The following is a 20935-nucleotide window of genomic DNA, read 5'->3' as shown; positions in this document are numbered from 1 at the left end:
ACAAAGCACAAGATATCACTGTTTGCTTTAATTGTAAGATAGAATGAATGGTAAAAGGTACATGGAGAGGAAAGTGAAGGGGAGGATGAATGATTGAGAATATTAGTGGATGCAGATGCCTGTCCTGTAAAAAATGAGATTATAGAATTAGGTCAAATGTTTAATATTTTTGTAGTGATGGTGACAAGTATCGATCATTATCCTTCAACTAAAGAGGGTGATAACAAAGGAATAAAATATTATTATGTTGATCCAGGAAATGATGCAGTGGATTATAAGATTGTAGCTTTAGCTTCGCCTGGAGATATTTTGGTCACGCAAGATTATGGCTTAGCAGTATTGATGATGGATAAGATTCGAGTATTCCATCATTCAGGTGAAGAATACACCGAGCATAATATTAATCGGTTGCTTGAGCAACGGCATCACTCGCAGATAATGAGGAAGGCAGGAAAGCATACAAAAGGGCCTAGTAAGTTTACAAAAGATCATCGACAAATTTTCTATAAGCGTTTTACCTTGATATTAAAAGAAATAAAGCAATAAGTTCGCTATTAATTGAAATAAGTTGATATAATAGAATTATCAAGATCAAGGAGTGATAAGATGTCTAAAGTATATAACAAGGATTTTCAATATCCCGTAGAGTCAGGGCGTTATCGTTTAGTTTTTGCATTTCCCTGTCCCTATGCTCAAAGAGCAGAAATTGCTAGAAGACTCTTAGGATTAGAGGAAGCCGTATCGTTAGCAGTCACTAGTCCAATAAAAACAGCTAAAATATGGGATTTTACTAATCAGGAAGGATCGAAAGACCCAGTTTTGGGTGTGACTTATGTTTCCGAACTTTATAAAAACACACATCCAGCATATGAGGGACCTTTTTCAGTTCCAGCTCTAATTGATACTAGTAATAATACAGTAGTAAATCAGGAGTCTTTGGATATTTTAAGAGATTTTGCAACACGTTTTAAACCACTTCACAGTGAGGACGCTCCTGATATCTATCCGGAAGAATTACGAGCAGAGATAGATCAGTGGATTGAGAAAATTGCAAAAGATGTTCTTGGTGCAGCCAATCGGGCTGGATATGCACGCAAGCAGGAAGAATTTGATGAGAATGCAGAAGCTTATTTTAATATTTTAGAAAAACTCGATGCGCATTTTGAAACAAATGAATTTGTTATTGGCAATCAGATTTCTGCTGCTGATATCGTTCTTTATACGCCTCTTATTAGGCATGATATTCTTTATGTACCGGTATATGGATTAGCTAGCCGAAAGCTACAAGATTATCCAAATTTATGGCGTTATATGAAACAACTTTACAATATGCCTGCTTTTAAAGAAGCTACTAATTTTGAAGAATATGTGATAGGTCAATACTCTGGTAAAACAGGGAGAATCTTTTTCAAACGAGAGGTCGTACCGTTATTACCAGATATGTCCTATTGGGAAGAAGCATAAATAAATATTGAAAAACTTACTATAAGGTTAGTAAGTTTTCTTTTTTTGTTAAAAATATAAAGGGAAGCATTGGAAGAGCAAATCACTTGCAGATGATTCGAATTCGAGATATAATAAAATTAGTTCGTTACGATAGATATAAGAAAACAATAGAAAAGGATGAGAATATGACAAAATTAGGAATAATCGTTGGTTCAACCCGAGCAAATTCTTTTTCAAAACAATGGGCAGACAACATTGCACCATTGTATCCTGAAGGAACTGAAATTGAATATTTAGATATTGCAAATTTACCACTATATAATCAAGACTTAGATGCTAATTCTCCACAAGAATACACTGAATTTCGTCAGGATGTAGAACGTCAAGATGCTATCTTGTTTGTGACACCTGAGCATAATCGTTCCATTTCAGCTGCTCTAAAGAATGCATTAGATGTTGCTTCGCGACCATGGGGAGAGTCAGTGTGGGGAGGTAAGCCAACCTTGATCGCTTCACACTCTATTTCAGGAATATCAGGTTTTGGAGCTAATCATCATCTTCGTCAAATTTTAACATTCTTAGGAATGCCAATGGTGACTCAACCAGAAGTTTATTTAGCAAATTCACAAGAATTATTAGATGAAAATGGTAAGGCTCCACAAGATACCTTGGACTTTCTGCAAACGGCTGTTGATGCGCATATTTCAATGGTTAAATAGTTGTTAGTTTATCACGAAAATAACAAGTTATTAAATTAGAATTCTTGTTAGTAAAAAATATATATCTTGACTTATAATAAAAAAAGAGATATGATACTTCTTGTAGACATCTTTAAATATTTAAAAGTTTTTAATTCATAATTAATCCTTTTCTTTATCTTAAATGTACTGCAAAAAATAATAATAGCGCATAGCGCAACAAGGAGGATTTCATTATGAATAATGGAACAGTAAAATGGTTTAACTCAGACAAAGGTTTCGGCTTTATCGAACAAGAAGGCGGAGAAGATGTTTTTGTACATTTCTCAGCAATTAATAAAGATGGCTTCAAAACATTAGAAGAAGGACAATCAGTTTCTTTTGATGTAGAACAAGGACAACGTGGTTTACAAGCAACTAACGTTACTCTTAACTAATTATTAACTAAAAGATTCAGCCGTGTAGCTATGCTATGCGGCTTTTTTTATTTTACGAGGAGTTTTGAGGTTAAAGAAATTTAACTTTTGGTTGTTTTAACATTATTATTCTTACATGAATTAATAATTTATTATTATAATAAATTATTGACTTTATGTGGAAACGCTTTAAAATATGAATGCATGTAAATTTATTATGTGTCAATATTATAATGTAAGGAGTGACGGCATGTTAAACTATTTACAAAGATTAGGTCGATCATTGATGTTGCCGGTTGCGGTACTGCCAATAATGGCGCTTCTGCTTGGAATCGGATATGCTTTTGACCCTGCGGGTTGGGGGACTGGGAGTCAGATTGGTGGATTTCTGATTACTGCTGGTGGAGCTATTATTAATAATCTTGCAATTTTGTTTGCAGTTGGTGTTGCTTTAGGGATGTCGAATGACCGAGATGGTTCAGCTGCTTTGGCTGGGATTGTTGCTTATTTAATGGTTACGGAATTGCTTTCAGTGGAATCTATCTCAATGTTAACCGGTGTGGAGATAGAAGAGGTTCCCGGCGCTTTTGCTCAAATTGGAAATGTATTTATTGGAATGATCTAGGTATTGTTGCGGCAACTTGCTACAATCGTTTTAGCAAGACGAGATTACCAGATGCATTAGCCTTTTTCTCTGGCCGTCGGCTAGTACCTATTATTACTGCTGTAATAATGATCGCTCTTTCTGGGATATTATATTTTGTGTGGCCTTTAGTGTATGATGCTTTAGTTGCGTTTGGAACTTGGTTCTCTGGTATGGGCTGGATTGGTGCCGGCTTGTATGGCTTCTTTAATCGCTTGTTAATTCCAACTGGTTTACATCATGCCTTGAACGCTGTTTTCTGGTTTGATTTAATTGGAATTAATGATATTGGAAATTTCTGGGCTTCTGAAGGGGTTAAGGGAGTCACAGGTATGTATCAAGCTGGATTCTTCCCTGTAATGATGTTTGGTTTGCCTGCTGCTGGATTTGCTATGTATCGTCAAGCGGATCCGAAATATCGTAAACAAGTTGGTTCTCTGTATTTAGCAGGTGCTATTACAGCATTTGTTACGGGTGTGACAGAACCCATTGAATTCTCCTTTATGTTTGCGGCTCCCATCTTATTTGTAGCTCATGCCGTATTAAGCATGTTGTCTTTAGGATTTGCTGCCCTTATGCAGTGGACCGCAGGTTTTGGTTTTTCTGCTGGAGCGATAGACTTCCTCCTTTCATCACGAATTCCGATCGCCAATCAGCCTTATATGCTTTTGTTACAAGGATTAGTCTTTGTTGTTCTTTATTATCTAGTCTTTACTTTCTTAATAAAGACACTAAACCTCTCTTCACCAGGACGTAAAGGGCCTATCTCGACAGATATTGCAATTGAGGATACAGTGGGAGATGAAATGGATAACAAAACGGAAGAAGGAATTGTGAGCAAGGAAGCTCAACAAGCTAGAACGATTTACGAAGCACTCGGAGGTAAAGAGAATATTATTAACTTTACGAATTGTGCCACTAGATTAAGATTGAATCTTGAAGACTCTTCCGTTATTGATGAAAATAAAATAAAATCAACAGGAACACCAGGGGTTAATATCCTAGGTAAGAATGCAGCCCATGTTATTATTGGGACAAATGTTCAGTTCGTGGCGGATGAACTCGAAGAGATAATTAAAAAAGAACAATAACCACATAAAAAAAGTCATATAAAACTATATGGCTTTTTTTATATTTTCTTTAGGGAAAAAATTCCATGTTAAGGAGTAAGTAAAAGGGGAATGTGATAAGTTGTGATTGATGTGTATTATTAAAACTCCAATATTAAAATCTGCGATAAATAGTAGTCATATATTAGAAATAATGATTTAATTATCAGCAATTATTGACGTATATTAGAAGAAGTGTTGGGGGAAGAGGAGGGGTGTTTATATTTGATTTTAAATATTTGATTGAAAGTTTATTGATCGTAATTAAAGCAGTACCTACCACTTTAAAAGTAAGCATGGTGTCGATGTGTATATCATTAGTGATTGGAACAATAGCTGGTGTTATACGTTATCAGAAAATTCCTATTTTAGAAAAAATGGTTTCAATTTATGTGTCAATTTTTCGATCGACACCGAACATTGCACAAATATTTTTGTTTTATTATGGTATTGGTCAGTTTTCACAAATTGTAAATCAAATGGATCCATTGGTGGCAGCTGTAATTGTATTAAGCTGTAATGCAGGAGCTTATATAACTGAAAGTATTCGAGGAGGGCTTCTTTCAGTTTCAGAAGGACAGATCGAGGCAGGTAAAGCGTTAGCTCTGCCACAAAGTATTATCATGAGACGAATTATACTGCCTCAGGCCTTTCCGATTGCTCTTCCGGCTTTATTTAATAATTATGTTGATATTATTAAAGGAACTGCTATCACTTTTATGATTGGAGTTCCTGATATTATGGGGGTAGCACGGACAGAAGGTTCCTTATCCTTTAGATATTTAGAAATTTACATGGCGGTAACGATTGTATATTGGTTTTTAGTAAATGGATTTCAGTTATTCTTTAGTTTTATTGAAAGAAAAATTCAATTTGAAAGGTAGTTTATTATGAAAAAAATTAAAATAGTATTTCTTATAGGAATGGTTTTATTAGTTATGTCATATACTTTTCTGAAAGTAAATGCTGAAGCAGATAAAGTAATTGTGGCTACATCAGGAACTTCAGATATCTTCTCTCAAATTATGCCTGATTCTGGTGAATGGACGGGTATTGACGGTGAAATATGGCAAGCAATTGAAGAAAAAACAGGATGGGAAGTTGAAGTTAAGCAGGTAGAGTTTGATGGTTTGATAGGCGAATTGGAGACAGGTCGCTCAGATATCATTTCCAACCATATGGAAGTTACTGATGAACGATTAGAAATAGCAAAAGCTTCTCAAGCATACTCCAGTGAGGAAACGGTTTGGGTTGTATTAGAAGATAATAAAGAAACGATAACAGGTGTTGAAGAATTAAAAAATAAAAAAGTGGGGGTAAAGTCTGGACAAGCGGTTCAGCCGAAAGTAGTAGAGTTATCCAAGGAATATGGATTTGAGGTTCAAACTTATCAGGATAATGCTTCAATGTACAACGATCTAGCAAACGGAAGAGTCGATGCTGTGGCAGGCATGTTGTCACAAATGGAATCGAATAGTAAAAAATTAAATGTGAAGTTTATTAACACTGGAGAATCTCTGCTATCTGGAAATGTTGCATTCTTTCTGCAAAATAATGAAGAAGGCGAAACTTTAAAAGAAGAATTAGATGCAGTAATTCAAGAGTTATTAGAAGATGGAACGATTAAAGAAATTACTGAAAAATGGACAGGACAAGATTTGACAGCTGGAATTAAATAGGAAAGTAAAGAAGAGACTTTCGAACGATTTTTGATAAAAAGCCCTTAAAAGTTAGATGCAATCTAATTTTTGAGGGCTCTTTTTATGGTAGAATAGATGTATGTTTGTAAAATAAGTGATCTCAAACGGTAAAAGCTTATCTTTGAACGAGTAAAATTAACAATAAATAAGACGTTATTGTCACTTAACTATAAACTTTAAAAATATGATGAATTAAAAAATGTAAGAATCGCTTTCTAATTTTGTTGCTCTTTTAGGAGGATATTTTTTAATAAAAGTTATGGCTAAAAATAAAGCCATTTTGCTAGTCGAAGGATAAAGATATATATGGCTCCTTAGCGACATAATGGATAAAAGGCTGAAAGGATGTTTATATGGAGTTAGCCGTGATTATTTTTCAGCAATTATTGATTTTAATTGGAATTTCTTTTATAGGTTTTGTGTTAGTTAAACGATCCGTCCTATCTCAGCAAACGATCTCTGAAATTAACCAAATTATTATTAAATATTTGACACCTTTATTAATTGTTGAATCTTTTTTTCAGCCTTTTGATCAAGGTCAAACACAACAGATGCTTATTGCTATGTTAGTTTATGGCGGAATCATGCTTATTCGAGTGGTGGTGGGCAATCTGATATACGGAAGATTTCAGGAAGGCGTTTCAAAATTTGCGACTGTATTCGGAAATGTTGGTTTTATTGGAATTCCTTTAACTCGAGCGGTTTTTGGTCCGTCAATGGTCATTATTACCACAGGAATCTTGATTATAAATAATTTTATTTCATGGACGATTGGTCTCGATATGATTAGTGTCAAAGAAACGAATCGGCAACCAAAATTTTTACAAAATTCAATTATCTTTGCTTTTGCCATCGGACTTTTTATTAGACTTTTGAATCTTTCTTTACCTCCAATTATGATTAAAGGAGTGGCTCAGCTAACTTCTATTTATTCCCCACTTGCCATGATCGTCTTAGGTTCTTATTTTGTAGATTTGCTAGCTTGGGAGGAATATCGAGATCGGAGATTGTGGTTAACCGTTGTATTAAGATTATTAATATGGCCATTTCTTACTTTGGGAATTTTGATTTGGATACCTCATTTATCTTTTGAAACTTTTTATATTTTAATGATGATCTTATCTGGTCCTTGTGCCATGATGACGTCATTGTTGAGTCAAATAGTTGGAGGAGACTACCTTTATGGAGCAAAGTTGGTTCTCTTAACCACTGTTGGGTCAACGGTCACTACACCCATCATGTTATATTTATCGAGTTGGTTATATCAATCGTATTATCCCTATTTAAATTAATTGGAGGAATGTAAATTGAATGAACAAATATTAAAACAGAACCTTACAAATATTCAAAGTAAGATAGGGGAAAAGGATGTTACATTAATAGCCGTTACAAAGTTTGTAGATGCTGAAACGACGAGGCAAGTTTATCAAGCAGGAATTAATAATTTAGCTGAAAATCGGACGGATAAATTTTTACAAAAGAAGGAAGCCTTATCCAATCTTGCACCCGATATTAAATGGCATTTTATTGGTCATCTTCAATCGCGCCAAGTGAAGCTCATTATTAATGAGGTGGATTATTTACATTCACTTGATCGCGTTTCTTTAGCGAAAGAAATTCAGAAACGCGCTAATCATCCAGTTAATTGTTTTCTTCAGGTTAATATATCTGGAGAAGAGAGTAAAGGCGGTTTTGAACCTAGTCAGGTTGTAACGGTGATAGAAGATCTAGCAAAATATGATAAGGTAGTAGTCATAGGATTAATGACGATGGCACCCATTGATGCAAGTCCCGTTCAATTACATGAAATTTTTGGGGAATTAAGAAATTTACAGAAAGAAATTGCTTCAAAAAAATTATCTTATGCTCCTTGTCAGGAATTAAGCATGGGAATGTCTCGAGATTATGAAATTGCACTTGAAGAAGGAGCAACTTTTATTAGGGTCGGAACAGCTATCTATGATGAAAAATAAAATTAAAATATGAATTAGAAACAAAAACGCATGGAAGTTCATGCGTTTTTGTTTAAGGATAATTGTATATAGGTTAGGGGTTAAATTTCATGTAAGTTCCTCACAATATAGTCATGTGGATTTTAACCATGCAGTTGAAAATTTTTTATTTTTGATTTGGAGATATTACTACAGCCTAATAAAAGTTGGATGGATTTTAGGCTTGGTAATATAAAACTAAAGTTAGAAAATAATAGATGGCTATTTCAATGAATAGAAAATAGCCAGTCCTCTACTAGCAAAAGCTTGTAAGTGACTAGCTACTTTATACCTTTATTATAGTTCAAAAATTATCTATTCTTCTCCATAGGAAACCGGTAAATGCCAAATTGTATCATTATAATTGGCGATGGTTCGATCGCTAGAGAAGAAACCTGATTTAGCAATATTGACAACTGATTTTTTGTACCAAGCATCAATGTCTTCATAATCGCGTAGCATCTGTTCCTTCGTTTCAATATAATCTTCTAGATCAATTAATGTCATGAAATAGTCTTTGGTGACCAGTTCATTATGCAGACGATAGAGTCTTTCTTCATTACCAAAGTAAAGCATGCCATGGCTAATAATGAAATCTACTAAGGGTTTGATTTGTTCTCTTGTATAGTATTCATGAGAGTTGTAAGCATTTTGATTATAGAGATCGATAATTTCATGACTTTCTTTACCAAAGATATAAATGTTATCATCGCCAACCTCATTTCTTATTTCAACGTTTGCTCCATCTAGCGTGCCAATGGTAAGTGCCCCATTTGCCATCAATTTCATATTGCCTGTGCCAGAAGCTTCTTTTGAAGCTAAAGAGATTTGTTCTGAAATATCAGCAGCAGGAATTAGATATTGAGCATACGTGACGTTGTAATTTTCAACCATGATTACTTGTAAATGGGGGGCAACCTCATCGTCAAGACGAATCAATTCTGATAGGGTGAGGATTAAATGAATAATGTCTTGGGCGATAGTATAGGCGGGAGCTGCTTTCCCACCAAAAATAACCGTAATAGGCGTTTCAGGTATGTTTCCATTCTTAATATCACAATATTTATAAATAACCCATAAAGCGTTCATTTGCTGACGTTTGTATTCGTGCATTCGTTTAATTTGAATATCGATGATAGAATGTTCATCTAAATCAATACCCATCCGATCTTTTAGACGTTTCTTCAGTCTTAATTTGCTATTATGCTTGATTGCACGTAGTTTGGTTAAGGTACGCTCATCATCTTTAAAGTCAAGAAATCCTCTTAAATCAGCATTTCGATGCCATAATGTCCCCACTTTTAGGTCGAGATATTCAGAGAGTTCTTTGTTGGCATCCATTACCCAGCGGCGGAATGTTATACCATTTGTCATATTATGAAATTTATCTGGATAAATATCGTAAAAGGGCTTGAGAGCAGAAGTTTTAAGAATTTCGGTATGGAGCTCAGCGACACCATTCACTGAAAAGCCATAATGAATTGCCATATTAGCCATATGGACAGTCGAATAGTCATCAATAATCCATGTTTCCGGGTTATTAGGATATTTTTGACGAATGTTGTCATCTAGTCGTCGGATTTCATCTACTAAGTGAGGCATGACACATTCAAGGTCGCTAATCGGCCATTTTTCTAAAGCTTCTGCCAAAATCGTATGGTTGGTAAAAGCAGTGATAGAGCTCACAATGTCTGTGGCTTCATCAAAATCAATCCCTTTTTCAACTAATAAGCGAATTAATTCAGGAATGATAAAAGTAGGATGCGTATCGTTTATTTGAATAACAGCGTAGTCAGCTAGATCATGTAAATTACTACCCTTTTCTTTTGCTTCATGTAAGATTAGTTGGGCGCCATTTGAAACCATAAAGTATTGTTGGTAAATTCTTAGTAAACGACCTTCATGGCTTGAGTCGTCAGGATAAAGGAAAAGGGTAAGATTTTCTTTAATATTATTTTTATTAAAGTTAATGGTTCCTTCTTCAATGATGTTAGGATTTACACTGTCAAGATCAAATAGACGTAAGCGATTGCGGTGAGTTTGTTTATAGCCAAGTATGTTCAGATCATAGAGAGTAGATTTTAAAACAAAGTCACGATAGGGAACTTCGAAGGAAATTTGAGTTCTGCGAATCCAATTTTTATCTGTTAACCATTCATCGGGAACTGTCACTTGTTGATTATCATCAAATTCTTGCTTAAAGAGCCCGAAGTGATAGTTCAGTCCGACTCCATCTCCGTTAATTCCCATTTTTGTAATAGAGTCCACGAAGCAAGCGGCAAGTCGGCCAAGTCCTCCGTTTCCTAAAGAGGGCTCTTTTTCTGTATGTTCAATATCCATCAAACTTTTCCCATTTGCGATGAGTTCATTATTGATTTGATTGTAGATTCCTAAATTAATTAAATTATTACTTAATACTTTTCCGATTAAAAATTCCGCTGAAAAATAGTAGAGTTTTTTCTTTTCATCCTGGTCTCGGGTAGGAAGTTTTGCGGTTTCGTCTGTTACAAGTTCCATTAGTAAATTATAAATTTCAGTATTGTCACAATCATAAACTTTTTTGTTGTACATGCGCTTAGCATAATTTTCTAAAATACTCATGTTGTTAGCTCCTCTCAATGTACAATGTTATTCTAGCAAAAACAAACTCGAATAGGAAAAAATACATCGTTTCCTTATAATAATCTAATATAGATAGTAATTGTTCAAAGCATCAATGTAAAATGATCTGGATGATGTGTGGGGAAATTAATCAGTAAATCCGATAGATAACCCGGGTTTATTATAATATATTAAGAAAAGAATGCCAATTTTTTCATAGAAAGAGAGATTTTTTTCATATTTATATAAAAAATTGAGAGGAACATGTTAATGAAAATGAAAAAATAGTGGTTGTTATTAGTGCCTTTAATATTTTTATTGGCCTATTTATATTCAAAAGAAATACTATTTATAATATTATTTCTTCTTTTTTTACCTGTTGTTGTATCTGTAATATCCCGAAATATGGAAAACCGTTAAACTTTTATATATAGATTATTTTGGCAATTAGATGTTTTTGTATTTTAAATTAATAAGCTACCCCTGAAGATTAAATTTTCAAAGATAGCTTCTTTTTTTTTATATAGGTACGCTATTTTATCAATTGTAAATATATTGAGCAATTTATTTATAAAAAATAAAAAAGCCATAATGTGGAATTGTACTGACCGCCAATGGTTAGATTTTTGGTCTAACTTTTGGGGGACGGTACAAATAAAGGCTTTTTTGTTAGAATTATTTTTTATATTTTTCTTCTAATTTTGACATCCACCAGCCAAGTAAACTTCCTGCAATCAACATTAAGAAAGCCAGAAGATAATGTAGAAGAGAAAAACCACTATAATCGGTTGGAATAATCATAAAAGTTGACGCGACGACGACTCCAAAGACGAAGTGGAAAAACTTGCTGTAATGATGATTAAAAATCTTTTCAATCATTTTGGAAAAGAGTAAAACCGTTAGTAAACCACCAATTCCGATCGGGATAATGACCGAGAAATCAAGCGATTTAAAGCCATCTGACATGGCTTGATATAAGCCCATATAAAAGATGAAGTTAGAAGGACTAAGCCCTGGCACTAAAACACCTAAGGCAATTAAGCCTCCGGCAATAAGCCAAGCTACAAAACTTGGATTGACTTGACCACCAAAGAGTTGTTGACCAAAGCCTAGAATGATTGTAGCAATAAAGATTGTAATTCCCATAAAAATAAGGTCGCTCTTATGACGCCCTTTCTCACCTGCTTCTTTCCATAAGGAAGGGAGCATCCCGACAATACAACCTACAAAAAACCACATGACAAGGGTCTGATAATTTTCTAATACATGGCTCACGCCAAAAGATAGAATGACAATACCGGCTAATGCCCCTAATCCTACAGGAAGGAAAAAAATAATATTATTAACGAAATCTTTTGTTAGGTTAGCCAAAAAGCGAATAATCCGTTCATATAATCCAAAAATTGCTGCTAATGCCCCTCCAGAGACACCGGGTAAAATAAAACCAGAACCTATGAACATTCCTTTGACAAACCGCCAAAACCAATCTTTGATTGTTTCCATATTGAAAGCCTCCAATTATTAAATACTTCATTAGTTTAGCTTGTGGTAAAAAAATTATCAATGAAAGTCTATGAAATTCCTACAAAAGTAGGAGAAGTGAATGGATTATTGTATAATAAAAACTAATAATACTAAGGAGATGAGTAAAATGTCAACAATTCTTTATTATTCTGATAAGTGTCCTAATACTTCTGACTTTGTAACAAAATTAAAAAATAGAGGGATTGAGTATCAGGAAGTTAACATTACAGACTCTATGAAAGGGCTAAAAGAATTTCTTAAATGGCGTGACGCACGTCCTGAGTTTGAGGATGTTAAAAAGCAAGGACTTGTTGGAGTGCCTGTATTATATCAAAATGATCAATTTTATTTTGAACTTGATTAGTGATTTGCAGGAATGGAGAGAGCATTATAAAAGTATATTTTAAAGAAAAGCTATTTGTAGGATTATTATTGATTTTATCTTTGCCTATTTTGAAAAGCTCAGCTTTAGAAGCTTCCTATGATTGGCAAGCCGCAAATGAAGTCTTTACGAAGTTCAATTCAAAAAACAAATATTTTGATCGCCATTCAGATGCTAAGGAGGACTATTACCAAGTTTTTGAGGTTGAAGAAGCGATTGAAAAAGTCCAAGAAAAATATGAGGAGATTGAGGTTAAAAAACACGATCTTCTCTTTAAAGAAAAAGCATTTAAAGGCCAGTCAATCGAATTGACGCAGAAATCAGAACAAGAAAGTCTGGCAGAAGTTGTGGTGATCTATTATGAAGATCGGTTAATTTATTTGGCTATTGCTTATTTTGGAGGTGACTTAACTGAAGGCGATCTTCTAGCTAAGGCCTGGAGTGCTAATCGAAGTGTAGAGATCTTTAAACGTAAAGATGAAGTAGAAGATCATAGTCTAGAGATTGTGATTCAGGATTCGAAAAATAAGAAGCAAATAACGAGTCATTATCCTTTAGTAATGTCTGAAGTGCAACCATTAATGGTAAACACGCTCTTATCAGAATGGCCAGTCACAATTGAAAATAATCATCAAACGTTTGAAACCTTACCTACAATCAATGAAGAAATTGAGGAAATAAAATCTAATTCTTTATTTGAGGAAGTGAGTACTTCTGAGAATATGATTGTGGACGAAACCTCTTCACTGAAAGAGAAGATGAGAGGGTTATTGCCTGCGCATCTAAAGGAATCTTCTTTCAAAAATTTTAGTGAATTTAAGAATAAATATATGAAGTTGTCTCAATTTTTAGGTGATATTCAGTTAGATAACTCAAAAAAATTGGTTGAGGGAGTGAAAGAATCTGATCAAGAATTAACTCCAGTCACTATTAATGATGTTCTTGAAATAGTAGGAGAAGCTACTGAGAGTCAACAGTTGGATGAAATAACTCAAGTGGATCATTACTATGCTTTATCTGATGAACACGTTTATATAGTGGAATTAGTCTATCGCGATAAGCAATTGGTCATCGCAACATTTAATCATTATCAAGAAGAAACATTTAAAGAATTGCCCGTCGACCAGTTCAAGACAGAAGAATTAAAGAGTCAATTACCTATTTCTTTGGTGACAATGGAGGAAAAATTTGGTGTTCCTGATGGAAAGATATTCTATCTGGGGAGCAATCAGAATTATTGCACCTGGATATCTTTTGCAGATAATCGGACTATGGTGCTTCAAGCTAAGATACAAGCCGAAGAAGTAGTGGATTTAATGTTAATGGAATAAAGAAAAGAGGTTATTGATGGATAAAGTAATCATTGAAAAATTAGTACAAGAGGCTAGAAACGTGATGAAGAATTCTTATTCTCCCTATTCTAAATTTCCAGTGGGGTGTGCTATTTTGACTCAAGATGACAGAATATATACAGGAGTGAATGTTGAGAATGTCTCCTTCGGAGCCACAAATTGTGCAGAGCGGTCGGCAATTTTTACAGCTGTTTCGGATGGGGAACGACCAGGCTTTATCAAAGCCATTGCAGTTGCAGGGGATACAGAAAGCTATTTACCTCCCTGTTCAATTTGTCGTCAAGTTTTAGTAGAAATGGCTAACCCCCAAACTCCAGTTTATCTCACTCGTCATGACCAACAGATCTTAGAGACAAGCGTGGGCGAACTCGTCCCTTTAGCTTTTGAAAAAATGGAAATGTAGCATTCTTTTTGTAGACTAGAGTGAAGTTTGTTATATTGATAGTAACTTAAGAAGGGGAAGGTGTTTATTTTGGTACAAAAATTATTGCACACATGCTATCGAATTGTTGATCGTGAAGCAAGTTTAAAATTTTATACAGAGATTTTTGATTTTACGATTAGTAGAGATCGTAAATTCCCTGAACATGGATTTGATTTAGTGTATTTAGTGGTTCCGGGCTCTGATTTTGAGTTAGAATTGACTTATAATTATGACTCGGAACCATATGAAATTGGAAATGGATTTAGTCATATGGCAATTGGAGTGGATGATCTTCAAGCGCAACATCAAAAATGCCTTGATGCAGGATATGAAACGACTGAACTAAAAGGGCTACCGGGCCATGAACCGTCTTATTTTTTTGTGTCAGATCCAGACGGATACCGTTTAGAGGTAATGTTGAATAAAAAAGATGCATAAAATTGTTATGTTAAAAGTTTGATCATGATAGTTATTTTGACAAGTTAGGATACTTATGATAAGATCTTTGCATGCGATGAGTCGAATACAATCTGGTAGATTGGAAGCAAGCTGCCTGGAACTAAGAGTTCAAACCAGGAAGGTGGCAGGTCAAAGCTTGATGTGAACAAGTTTTGAAGTATTCTTAAAAGAATATTTTGCGATTCGGAGTACTTAGTACTCAAAGAACACTTTGAATTTCAAAGTGTTCTTTTTTTATAAAAAAAGAAAAAATAATTAAGATGGTTATGCTTTCAAACTTTTCCAAATTAAGTTAGAATAAAGATATAGGTTAGATTAAGTAAAAAAATACAAACGCTTTCCTCTTTTTTGTCAGGATAATAGCGTTTTTTTGTAAAGGAGGGTTGCTAAATGCTTAGTCAGATGTACCCGGATAATTTATTAGAAGATATATATTATTTTAATGAAGGCAACCATCGGTATGCTTATCGTTTCTTAGGTTCTAAGAGACAGGTGTATGATGGAATAGAAGGTTTTCAATTTAGTGTCTGGGCTCCCAATGCTTGGCAGGTTTATTTGCAAGGAGATTTTTCTTCATGGGCAAATATACCGATGGTCAAGTTAGATGGTGGAGTTTGGACACTTTTTTGTTCGAATGCCGAACAGGGTCAATGTTATAGATATGGGATTGATCATGGTAATGGGCACATTGAATATAAAATAGATCCATTTGGCATGAATTTTGAGATCCCTCCTAAAGATGCATCGGTAGTTTGGGATTTAGATGACTATCATTGGGACGATCAGGTTTGGTTAGATTCACGTGCAAAAAAGGATAAATTTGGAACTCCTTTACAAATCTATGAGGTTCATCCTACATCTTGGCGACAACATCCTGATGGTCGCTATTATACGTTTTATGAGTTAGCGGGTAGCTTGATTCCTTATGTAAAAAAAATGGGATATACTCATATAGAGTTTATGCCATTGATGGATCATCCATTAGAAGCTTCATGGGGATATCAAATTACAGGTTATTTTGCAGTAGCAGGCCGCTATGGAACGACTGAGGAATTAAAGTATTTTATTGATCAGGCTCATCAGGCCGGTATAGGAATTATTTTAGATTGGGTGCCAGGCCATTTTAATCGGAATGCCAATGCTTTAGCCTATTTTGATGGAACTCCTACTTATGAATATCAAGATGAAAATCGTGCTACTAATCGTGGTTGGGGGACCTTAAATTTTGATTTAGGTAAAAATCAAGTCCAGTCATTTCTAATTTCCAATTTATTTTATTGGATTGAAGAATTTCATGTAGATGGGGTCCGAGTTGATGCAGTTTCGAATATGCTTTATCTTGACTTTGATCCTGGCCCTTGGACTCCCAACGAAGAGGGGAATAATATTAACAAACAAGGGGTCGCATTTATACAAAAGATGAATCAGGCTATTCATGAAGTTTTCCCTGATATTTATATGATTGCAGAAGAATCGACAAGTAGAGAAAAGATTACTCAAGCAGTTGAAGAAGGTGGTTTGGGGTTTGATTATAAATGGAATATGGGCTGGATGAATGATGTGCTTCGCTTTTTTGAATTAGATCCATTGTATCGTCCTGAAAACTTACGACTTATTACTTTTGTATTTATGTATCAGTATAAAGAGCGTTATATCCTTCCTTTTTCACATGATGAGGTGGTTCATGGCAAGCGTTCTTTACTCGATAAGATCCCTGGTAGTCGTCAGGATCAGTTTGCCACGCTTCGGCTTATGCATGCCTATATGCTCGCTCAACCAGGAAAAGTTCTACATTTCATGGGGAATGAATTAGGCCAGTACTTAGAATGGCGATATTATGAGGAACTTGACTGGGCGGGGTTACAAAGGCCTTTTAATAGTGAATACCATTACTTTATGAGTACGCTTAATCATATTGGACTAGATTATCCAGAATTCTATCAATTGGATCATGATCCAAAAGGTCTGACAGTGCTAGAAGCAGATGATTTAGAAAATGGTATCTTATCTTTTATTCGGCATTCTGAATTTGAACATGAATTTACAATCGTTATTTGTAATTTCACTCCTGTCACGCGTTCAAATGTACAAGTTGGCGTACCAATTTCAGGAAAATATAAAGTTTTAATGAATTCGCAAGACCAGCAGTTTGGTGGCTGGGTAGAAAATAGCCGAAGTGAAGTGATTCAAAGTCAAGGTAAACCATGGAACCATCAGGTTGACTCGATTTTACTTGAGCTTCCAGGCCTATCAGTTCTATATATTCAATTACAATCTGAGTCAAATTAATATTGGAAAGGAGAAAGAAAGTTTTTACACTTTCTAAAAGACATATGAAAAACCAAATAATAGCTATGATTCTAGCAGGTGGTCAAGGGACTCGATTAGGTCTACTGACTAAACATATTGCCAAACCAGCAGTTCCTTTTGGTGGCAAATATCGTATTATTGATTTTGCATTGAGTAACTGTGCCAATTCTAATATTAATAATGTGGGGGTGGTGACTCAGTATCAACCCCTAGAGTTGAATGAACATATTGGCAATGGAGCTTCTTGGGGATTAAATACACGCGATGGTGGTGCAACCATTCTTCAACCGTATTCTTCTTCTGATGGTGAAAAATGGTTTAAAGGGACAGCAAATGCTATTTTTCAGAATATTTCTTATATTGATTCAAAAAATCCAGAGTACGTGCTGGTTCTATCTGGGGATCATATTTACAAGATGGATTATTCAGCAATCTTAGACTATCATAAACAAAAAGAATCGAGCTTGACCGTAGGAGTTATTCCTGTTCCCATAGAAGAAGCATCCAGGTTTGGGATTATGAATACTGATCAAGGTGGAAGAATTATTGAGTTTGAGGAAAAACCAAAAGAACCTCAATCGAATCTGGCATCAATGGGAATCTATATTTTTAATTGGTCAATCTTACGCCGATATTTAGTTGAGGATGCTGCTAAAGATCGTGAATTAGAAGATTTTGGTAAGAATGTGATCCCAACTTATCTTGAGAATGGGGAGCCTTGTTATGCTTATTCATTTGAAGGTTATTGGAAGGATGTCGGAACGATTTCTAGTTTATGGGAAGCAAACATGGAAGTTCTAGACTTAAATCATCCTTTATATCAGTCAGAAGCCTCGTGGAGAATTTATTCTCATACGCCAGTTTCTCCACCACAAGTGATTACAGAGCATGCCGCAGTTTATGATTCCTTCATTACAGATGGTTGCTATGTTGCGGGAGAGATTCATCATTCTATACTATCTCAAAATGTAAAAGTAGGACTTGATTCTTATGTTAAAGACTCAGTTATAATGGCCAATGCGACCATTGGGGCATCTTGTACGATTGAATATGCCATTATCGGGGAAAAAGCAACGGTTGCTGATGGTGCCTTGGTAGTGGGAACAAAAGATAATATTGCAGTTGTTGGATTTGGAGATAAGGTAGGAGGTCCGAAAAACGATGGTGAAGAATAAAACATGTGCGATCCTAAACTTAACAGCAGATAATCGTTATATTTATCCTTTGACATATAACCGTCCAATTGCTGCCTTGCCTTTTGCAAGTCGCTATCGAATTATTGATTTTTCTCTCTCTTCATTGTCATATGCCGATGTCAATTCAGTAGCCTTATTTATTGGAGAATCTGGCCGTTCTATCTATGATCACGTTCGATCAGGAGAATCTTGGGACTTTGATTCAAAAATTGCAGGAGGAATTTTTACTTTTTCGCAACAGAAATGGAAGGCTGCTCATCATTTAGAGAATGATTATGAGGATTATTATTTTAATCACCGTCTTTTCCTTGAGAGATCAGAAGCGGATTATGTTTTTGTGTCAGGATCTAAAATTTTAGCGAATATTGATATTAGAAGCATGCGTAGTCATCATATAGAATCAGGTAAAGATGTTACTATCGTGTATAAGAATATTTTGGCTTCAAGAGTTGGTAAAGATGATCCGAATGAACGGATACTTGAATTTGATGATCATAAAAGATTAGTTAAACTGATGCAAAATTCAGAAAAACCCGCAGTAGATACGGTTTCGGCGAGCATGAATATGTATTTTGTTAGTGTAGAATTTTTAATTGATTTAATTGATGAGGCGCTTGCTAATCATTTATTCCTTGAATTGGATGATTTGATTCAAACCAAGCTACTAGATTATAGTGTAAATGCTTATGAATATACTGGGTATGCAGCAAATATTAATAGTGTCGAGTCTTATTTTGAAGCGAACATGGATATGTTAAATCATCAGTCTTTTATGGCTTTATTTCATACTAGTCAGCCAGTTTTAACTAAAACAAAGAATGGAATACCTACCTACTATCATGCACGTTCTTATGTTAGAAATGCGATTATTGCTACAGGAGTAACGATATATGGTGAGGTAGTTGACTCCTTATTAAATCGACGGGTAGTGGTGGAAGAGAATGCCATTGTTCGAAATTCTGTGATTCTCCAAGGCGCCCAGATTGGTGAAGGGGCAAGAATTGAGTATGCGATTTTGGATAAAAATGTGATAGTAGAACCTGGAATTTCGATTATGGGTAAACCTGATGATATAAAAGTGATTGCGAAGAATGAGCGTATCGCTACCAGTATCAAGTAAGGAGTCGAAAATGAAAATTTTGTTTGCATCCGCAGAATCAGCTCCCTTTTTTAAAACAGGTGGTCTGGGAGATGTTTCATATGCTTTGCCTAAAACGTTAGCTAAAGAACCAGAGGTTGATATTCGAGTGGTGCTCCCAAATTATTCTCAGATGCCACCGAGATATAAAGAAGAGTTGGTTGAATTAAAGCATTTCCGATTCCAATTAGGACATAAAAATGTCTATTGCGGTATAAAGCAATTAGAATTGGATGGGATTATCTTTTATTTTATTGACAATTTAACTTATTTCGATCGAGCAGGATTATATGGAGAGTGGGATGATGGGGAACGCTTTGCTTATTTCTCCACAGCCATTATTGAAATGTTAGAAGTAATTGATTGGATTCCCGATTTAATTCATTGTAATGATTGGCAGACGGCGATGGTTCCGGTTTTATTAGTAGATCGTTATCATTGGAAAAATCGTCTACAGAACATTCGAAAAGTGTTAACCATTCACAATATTCGCTTTCAAGGGAATTATGATGCATGGATGTTACCGAATGTATTTGGGACAGGGTACAATACTTTTACAGATGATGGATTGAAAATGGGGGATCGAATTAATTTCCTTAAAGGTGGAATCAACTTTTCTGATCGGGTGACAACGGTGAGTCCATCTTATGCTCAAGAAATTATGACACCTGAATTTGGAGAAGGCCTAGAAGGGGTCCTTCAGTATAATGCATGGAAAGTAAAAGGAATTGTGAATGGAATCGATTATCAGTTAAATGATCCAGCCACTGACCCCAAACTATCTGTTCATTTTTCTATTGAAGATCTGTCTGGTAAAAAAGAGAATAAAGTTATTTTACAGGAGAAGCTGGGACTAAAAAAAGATCCGAGTATTCCGATAATTGGAATGATTAGTCGATTAACGGACCAAAAAGGTTTTCAACTGATAGAAGAAGTACTGGATGAGTTGTTACAAGCAAGAGTTCAAGTGATTATATTAGGAACCGGTGATGCGAATTTTGAGCATTCCTTCCGATATTTTGAAAATCGTTACCATGATTCAATGAGAGCATGTATTCAATTTGATATTAATTTAGCTCAGTTAATATACGCAGGTTCAGATATGTTTCTAATGCCAAGTGCTTTTGAACCGTGTGGCTTATCTCAAATGATTGCGATGCGTTATGGTACCCTGCCAATTGTGCACGAAACAGGAGGTTTAAAAGATACGGTCCAAGCCTATAATCAATTTACGGGTGAAGGAACAGGTTTTTCATTCTCTGGTTTTAATAGTCGAACGATGCTAAATACGATTTATTTTGCTTTAGAAGTTTTTTACGATCATCCTGCTCAATGGGAGAAACTTATGAAACAGGCTATGAAAGAGAACTTTTCTTGGGAGAATCCTGCTAAGCAATACCTCAATCTATATCAAGAGTTATTATCTGAATAAAATTATTAACGACATCGCAAAAAGTGATGTTGTTTTTGATTGTTCAAGAATATTTACCAATATATTCTTATTTATCAGTTAAGATTAAATGGAAGCAAAAGTATATCATGCTAG

The 20935-nt window shown here is 35.0% G+C and carries 20 protein-coding genes; 18 read left to right on the top strand and 2 right to left on the bottom strand.

Annotated features, from left to right (window positions below):
* Positions 1-93: 93 nt before the first annotated feature.
* The 10 genes from HZY91_RS03845 (at position 94) to HZY91_RS03805 (ending at position 7985) form a co-directional block, all read left to right on the top strand.
* The gene (locus tag HZY91_RS03845; RefSeq protein ID WP_197114953.1) at positions 94-546 is read left to right on the top strand and encodes a YaiI/YqxD family protein; all 453 of its coding nucleotides are present in this window, start codon (positions 94-96) and stop codon (positions 544-546) included.
* Between the two features lie 60 nt (positions 547-606).
* On the top strand, positions 607-1464 hold the full coding sequence (locus HZY91_RS03840; protein ID WP_197114952.1) for a glutathione S-transferase C-terminal domain-containing protein: 858 nt from the start codon (positions 607-609) through the stop codon (positions 1462-1464).
* Positions 1465-1631: 167 nt separating this feature from the next.
* Positions 1632-2165, top strand: coding sequence for an NADPH-dependent FMN reductase (locus tag HZY91_RS03835; RefSeq protein WP_197114951.1), 534 nt, complete (start codon positions 1632-1634; stop codon positions 2163-2165).
* Between the two features lie 215 nt (positions 2166-2380).
* Positions 2381-2581, top strand: coding sequence for a cold-shock protein (locus tag HZY91_RS03830; protein WP_197114950.1), 201 nt, complete (start codon positions 2381-2383; stop codon positions 2579-2581).
* A gap of 229 nt (positions 2582-2810) precedes the next feature.
* The gene (locus HZY91_RS11080; protein WP_268888812.1) at positions 2811-3185 is read left to right on the top strand and encodes a PTS transporter subunit EIIC; all 375 of its coding nucleotides are present in this window, start codon (positions 2811-2813) and stop codon (positions 3183-3185) included.
* Positions 3083-4294: a PTS transporter subunit EIIC gene (locus HZY91_RS11140; protein WP_328752111.1), complete on the top strand. Its 1212-nt coding sequence runs from the start codon at positions 3083-3085 to the stop codon at positions 4292-4294. The genes HZY91_RS11080 and HZY91_RS11140 overlap by 103 nt, the downstream gene beginning before the upstream one ends.
* 233 nt (positions 4295-4527) lie before the next feature.
* Positions 4528-5196, top strand: coding sequence for an amino acid ABC transporter permease (locus tag HZY91_RS03820; RefSeq protein ID WP_197114949.1), 669 nt, complete (start codon positions 4528-4530; stop codon positions 5194-5196).
* Between the two features lie 6 nt (positions 5197-5202).
* The gene (locus HZY91_RS03815; protein ID WP_197114948.1) at positions 5203-5991 is read left to right on the top strand and encodes a transporter substrate-binding domain-containing protein; all 789 of its coding nucleotides are present in this window, start codon (positions 5203-5205) and stop codon (positions 5989-5991) included.
* 374 nt (positions 5992-6365) lie between these two features.
* On the top strand, positions 6366-7304 hold the full coding sequence (locus HZY91_RS03810; protein WP_197114947.1) for an AEC family transporter: 939 nt from the start codon (positions 6366-6368) through the stop codon (positions 7302-7304).
* A 27-nt stretch (positions 7305-7331) separates the two neighbouring features.
* Positions 7332-7985, top strand: a complete 654-nt coding sequence (locus tag HZY91_RS03805; RefSeq protein WP_438940305.1) for a YggS family pyridoxal phosphate-dependent enzyme — start codon at positions 7332-7334, stop codon at positions 7983-7985.
* A 333-nt stretch (positions 7986-8318) separates the two neighbouring features.
* Here HZY91_RS03805 and HZY91_RS03800 read toward each other — a convergent pair whose 3' ends face one another.
* Positions 8319-10604, bottom strand: coding sequence for a glycogen/starch/alpha-glucan phosphorylase (locus HZY91_RS03800; RefSeq protein WP_197114945.1), 2286 nt, complete (start codon positions 10602-10604; stop codon positions 8319-8321).
* A 675-nt stretch (positions 10605-11279) separates the two neighbouring features.
* Complete coding sequence (locus tag HZY91_RS03795; RefSeq protein ID WP_197114944.1) at positions 11280-12107, bottom strand: DUF368 domain-containing protein; 828 nt, start codon at positions 12105-12107, stop codon at positions 11280-11282.
* 148 nt (positions 12108-12255) lie between these two features.
* On the opposite strand from HZY91_RS03795, the gene HZY91_RS03790 reads away from it, so the two are divergent.
* The 8 genes from HZY91_RS03790 (at position 12256) to glgA (ending at position 20821) form a co-directional block, all read left to right on the top strand.
* Positions 12256-12492, top strand: a complete 237-nt coding sequence (locus HZY91_RS03790; protein WP_197114943.1) for a glutaredoxin domain-containing protein — start codon at positions 12256-12258, stop codon at positions 12490-12492.
* A gap of 68 nt (positions 12493-12560) precedes the next feature.
* Complete coding sequence (locus HZY91_RS03785; RefSeq protein ID WP_197114942.1) at positions 12561-13841, top strand: hypothetical protein; 1281 nt, start codon at positions 12561-12563, stop codon at positions 13839-13841.
* Between the two features lie 16 nt (positions 13842-13857).
* Positions 13858-14265: a cytidine deaminase gene (gene cdd, locus HZY91_RS03780; protein WP_197114941.1), complete on the top strand. Its 408-nt coding sequence runs from the start codon at positions 13858-13860 to the stop codon at positions 14263-14265.
* Positions 14266-14334: 69 nt separating this feature from the next.
* Positions 14335-14724 carry a lactoylglutathione lyase gene (gene gloA / locus HZY91_RS03775; protein WP_197114940.1) on the top strand — a complete coding sequence of 130 codons (390 nt, stop codon included), beginning with the start codon at positions 14335-14337 and terminating at the stop codon, positions 14722-14724.
* A gap of 411 nt (positions 14725-15135) precedes the next feature.
* Positions 15136-17034 carry a 1,4-alpha-glucan branching protein GlgB gene (glgB, locus tag HZY91_RS03770; RefSeq protein WP_197114939.1) on the top strand — a complete coding sequence of 633 codons (1899 nt, stop codon included), beginning with the start codon at positions 15136-15138 and terminating at the stop codon, positions 17032-17034.
* Between the two features lie 44 nt (positions 17035-17078).
* Entirely contained in the window at positions 17079-18230 is a 1152-nt protein-coding gene (locus HZY91_RS03765; protein ID WP_197114938.1) for a glucose-1-phosphate adenylyltransferase, read from the top strand.
* Positions 18217-19371 carry a glucose-1-phosphate adenylyltransferase subunit GlgD gene (glgD, locus tag HZY91_RS03760; RefSeq protein WP_197114937.1) on the top strand — a complete coding sequence of 385 codons (1155 nt, stop codon included), beginning with the start codon at positions 18217-18219 and terminating at the stop codon, positions 19369-19371. Before HZY91_RS03765 ends, glgD begins: the two co-directional genes overlap by 14 nt.
* A gap of 10 nt (positions 19372-19381) precedes the next feature.
* Positions 19382-20821 (top strand): glycogen synthase GlgA, encoded by a 1440-nt coding sequence (gene glgA / locus HZY91_RS03755; RefSeq protein ID WP_197114936.1) that lies wholly within the window; start codon positions 19382-19384, stop codon positions 20819-20821.
* Positions 20822-20935 lie beyond the last annotated feature (114 nt).

This window comes from Facklamia lactis, assembly GCF_015863205.1.
In the GTDB taxonomy this organism is placed as follows: Bacteria; Bacillota; Bacilli; order Lactobacillales; family Aerococcaceae; genus Facklamia; species Facklamia lactis.
Note: the sequence above shows the minus strand (reverse complement) of the source record. Positions and strands in the feature narration are given on the sequence as shown.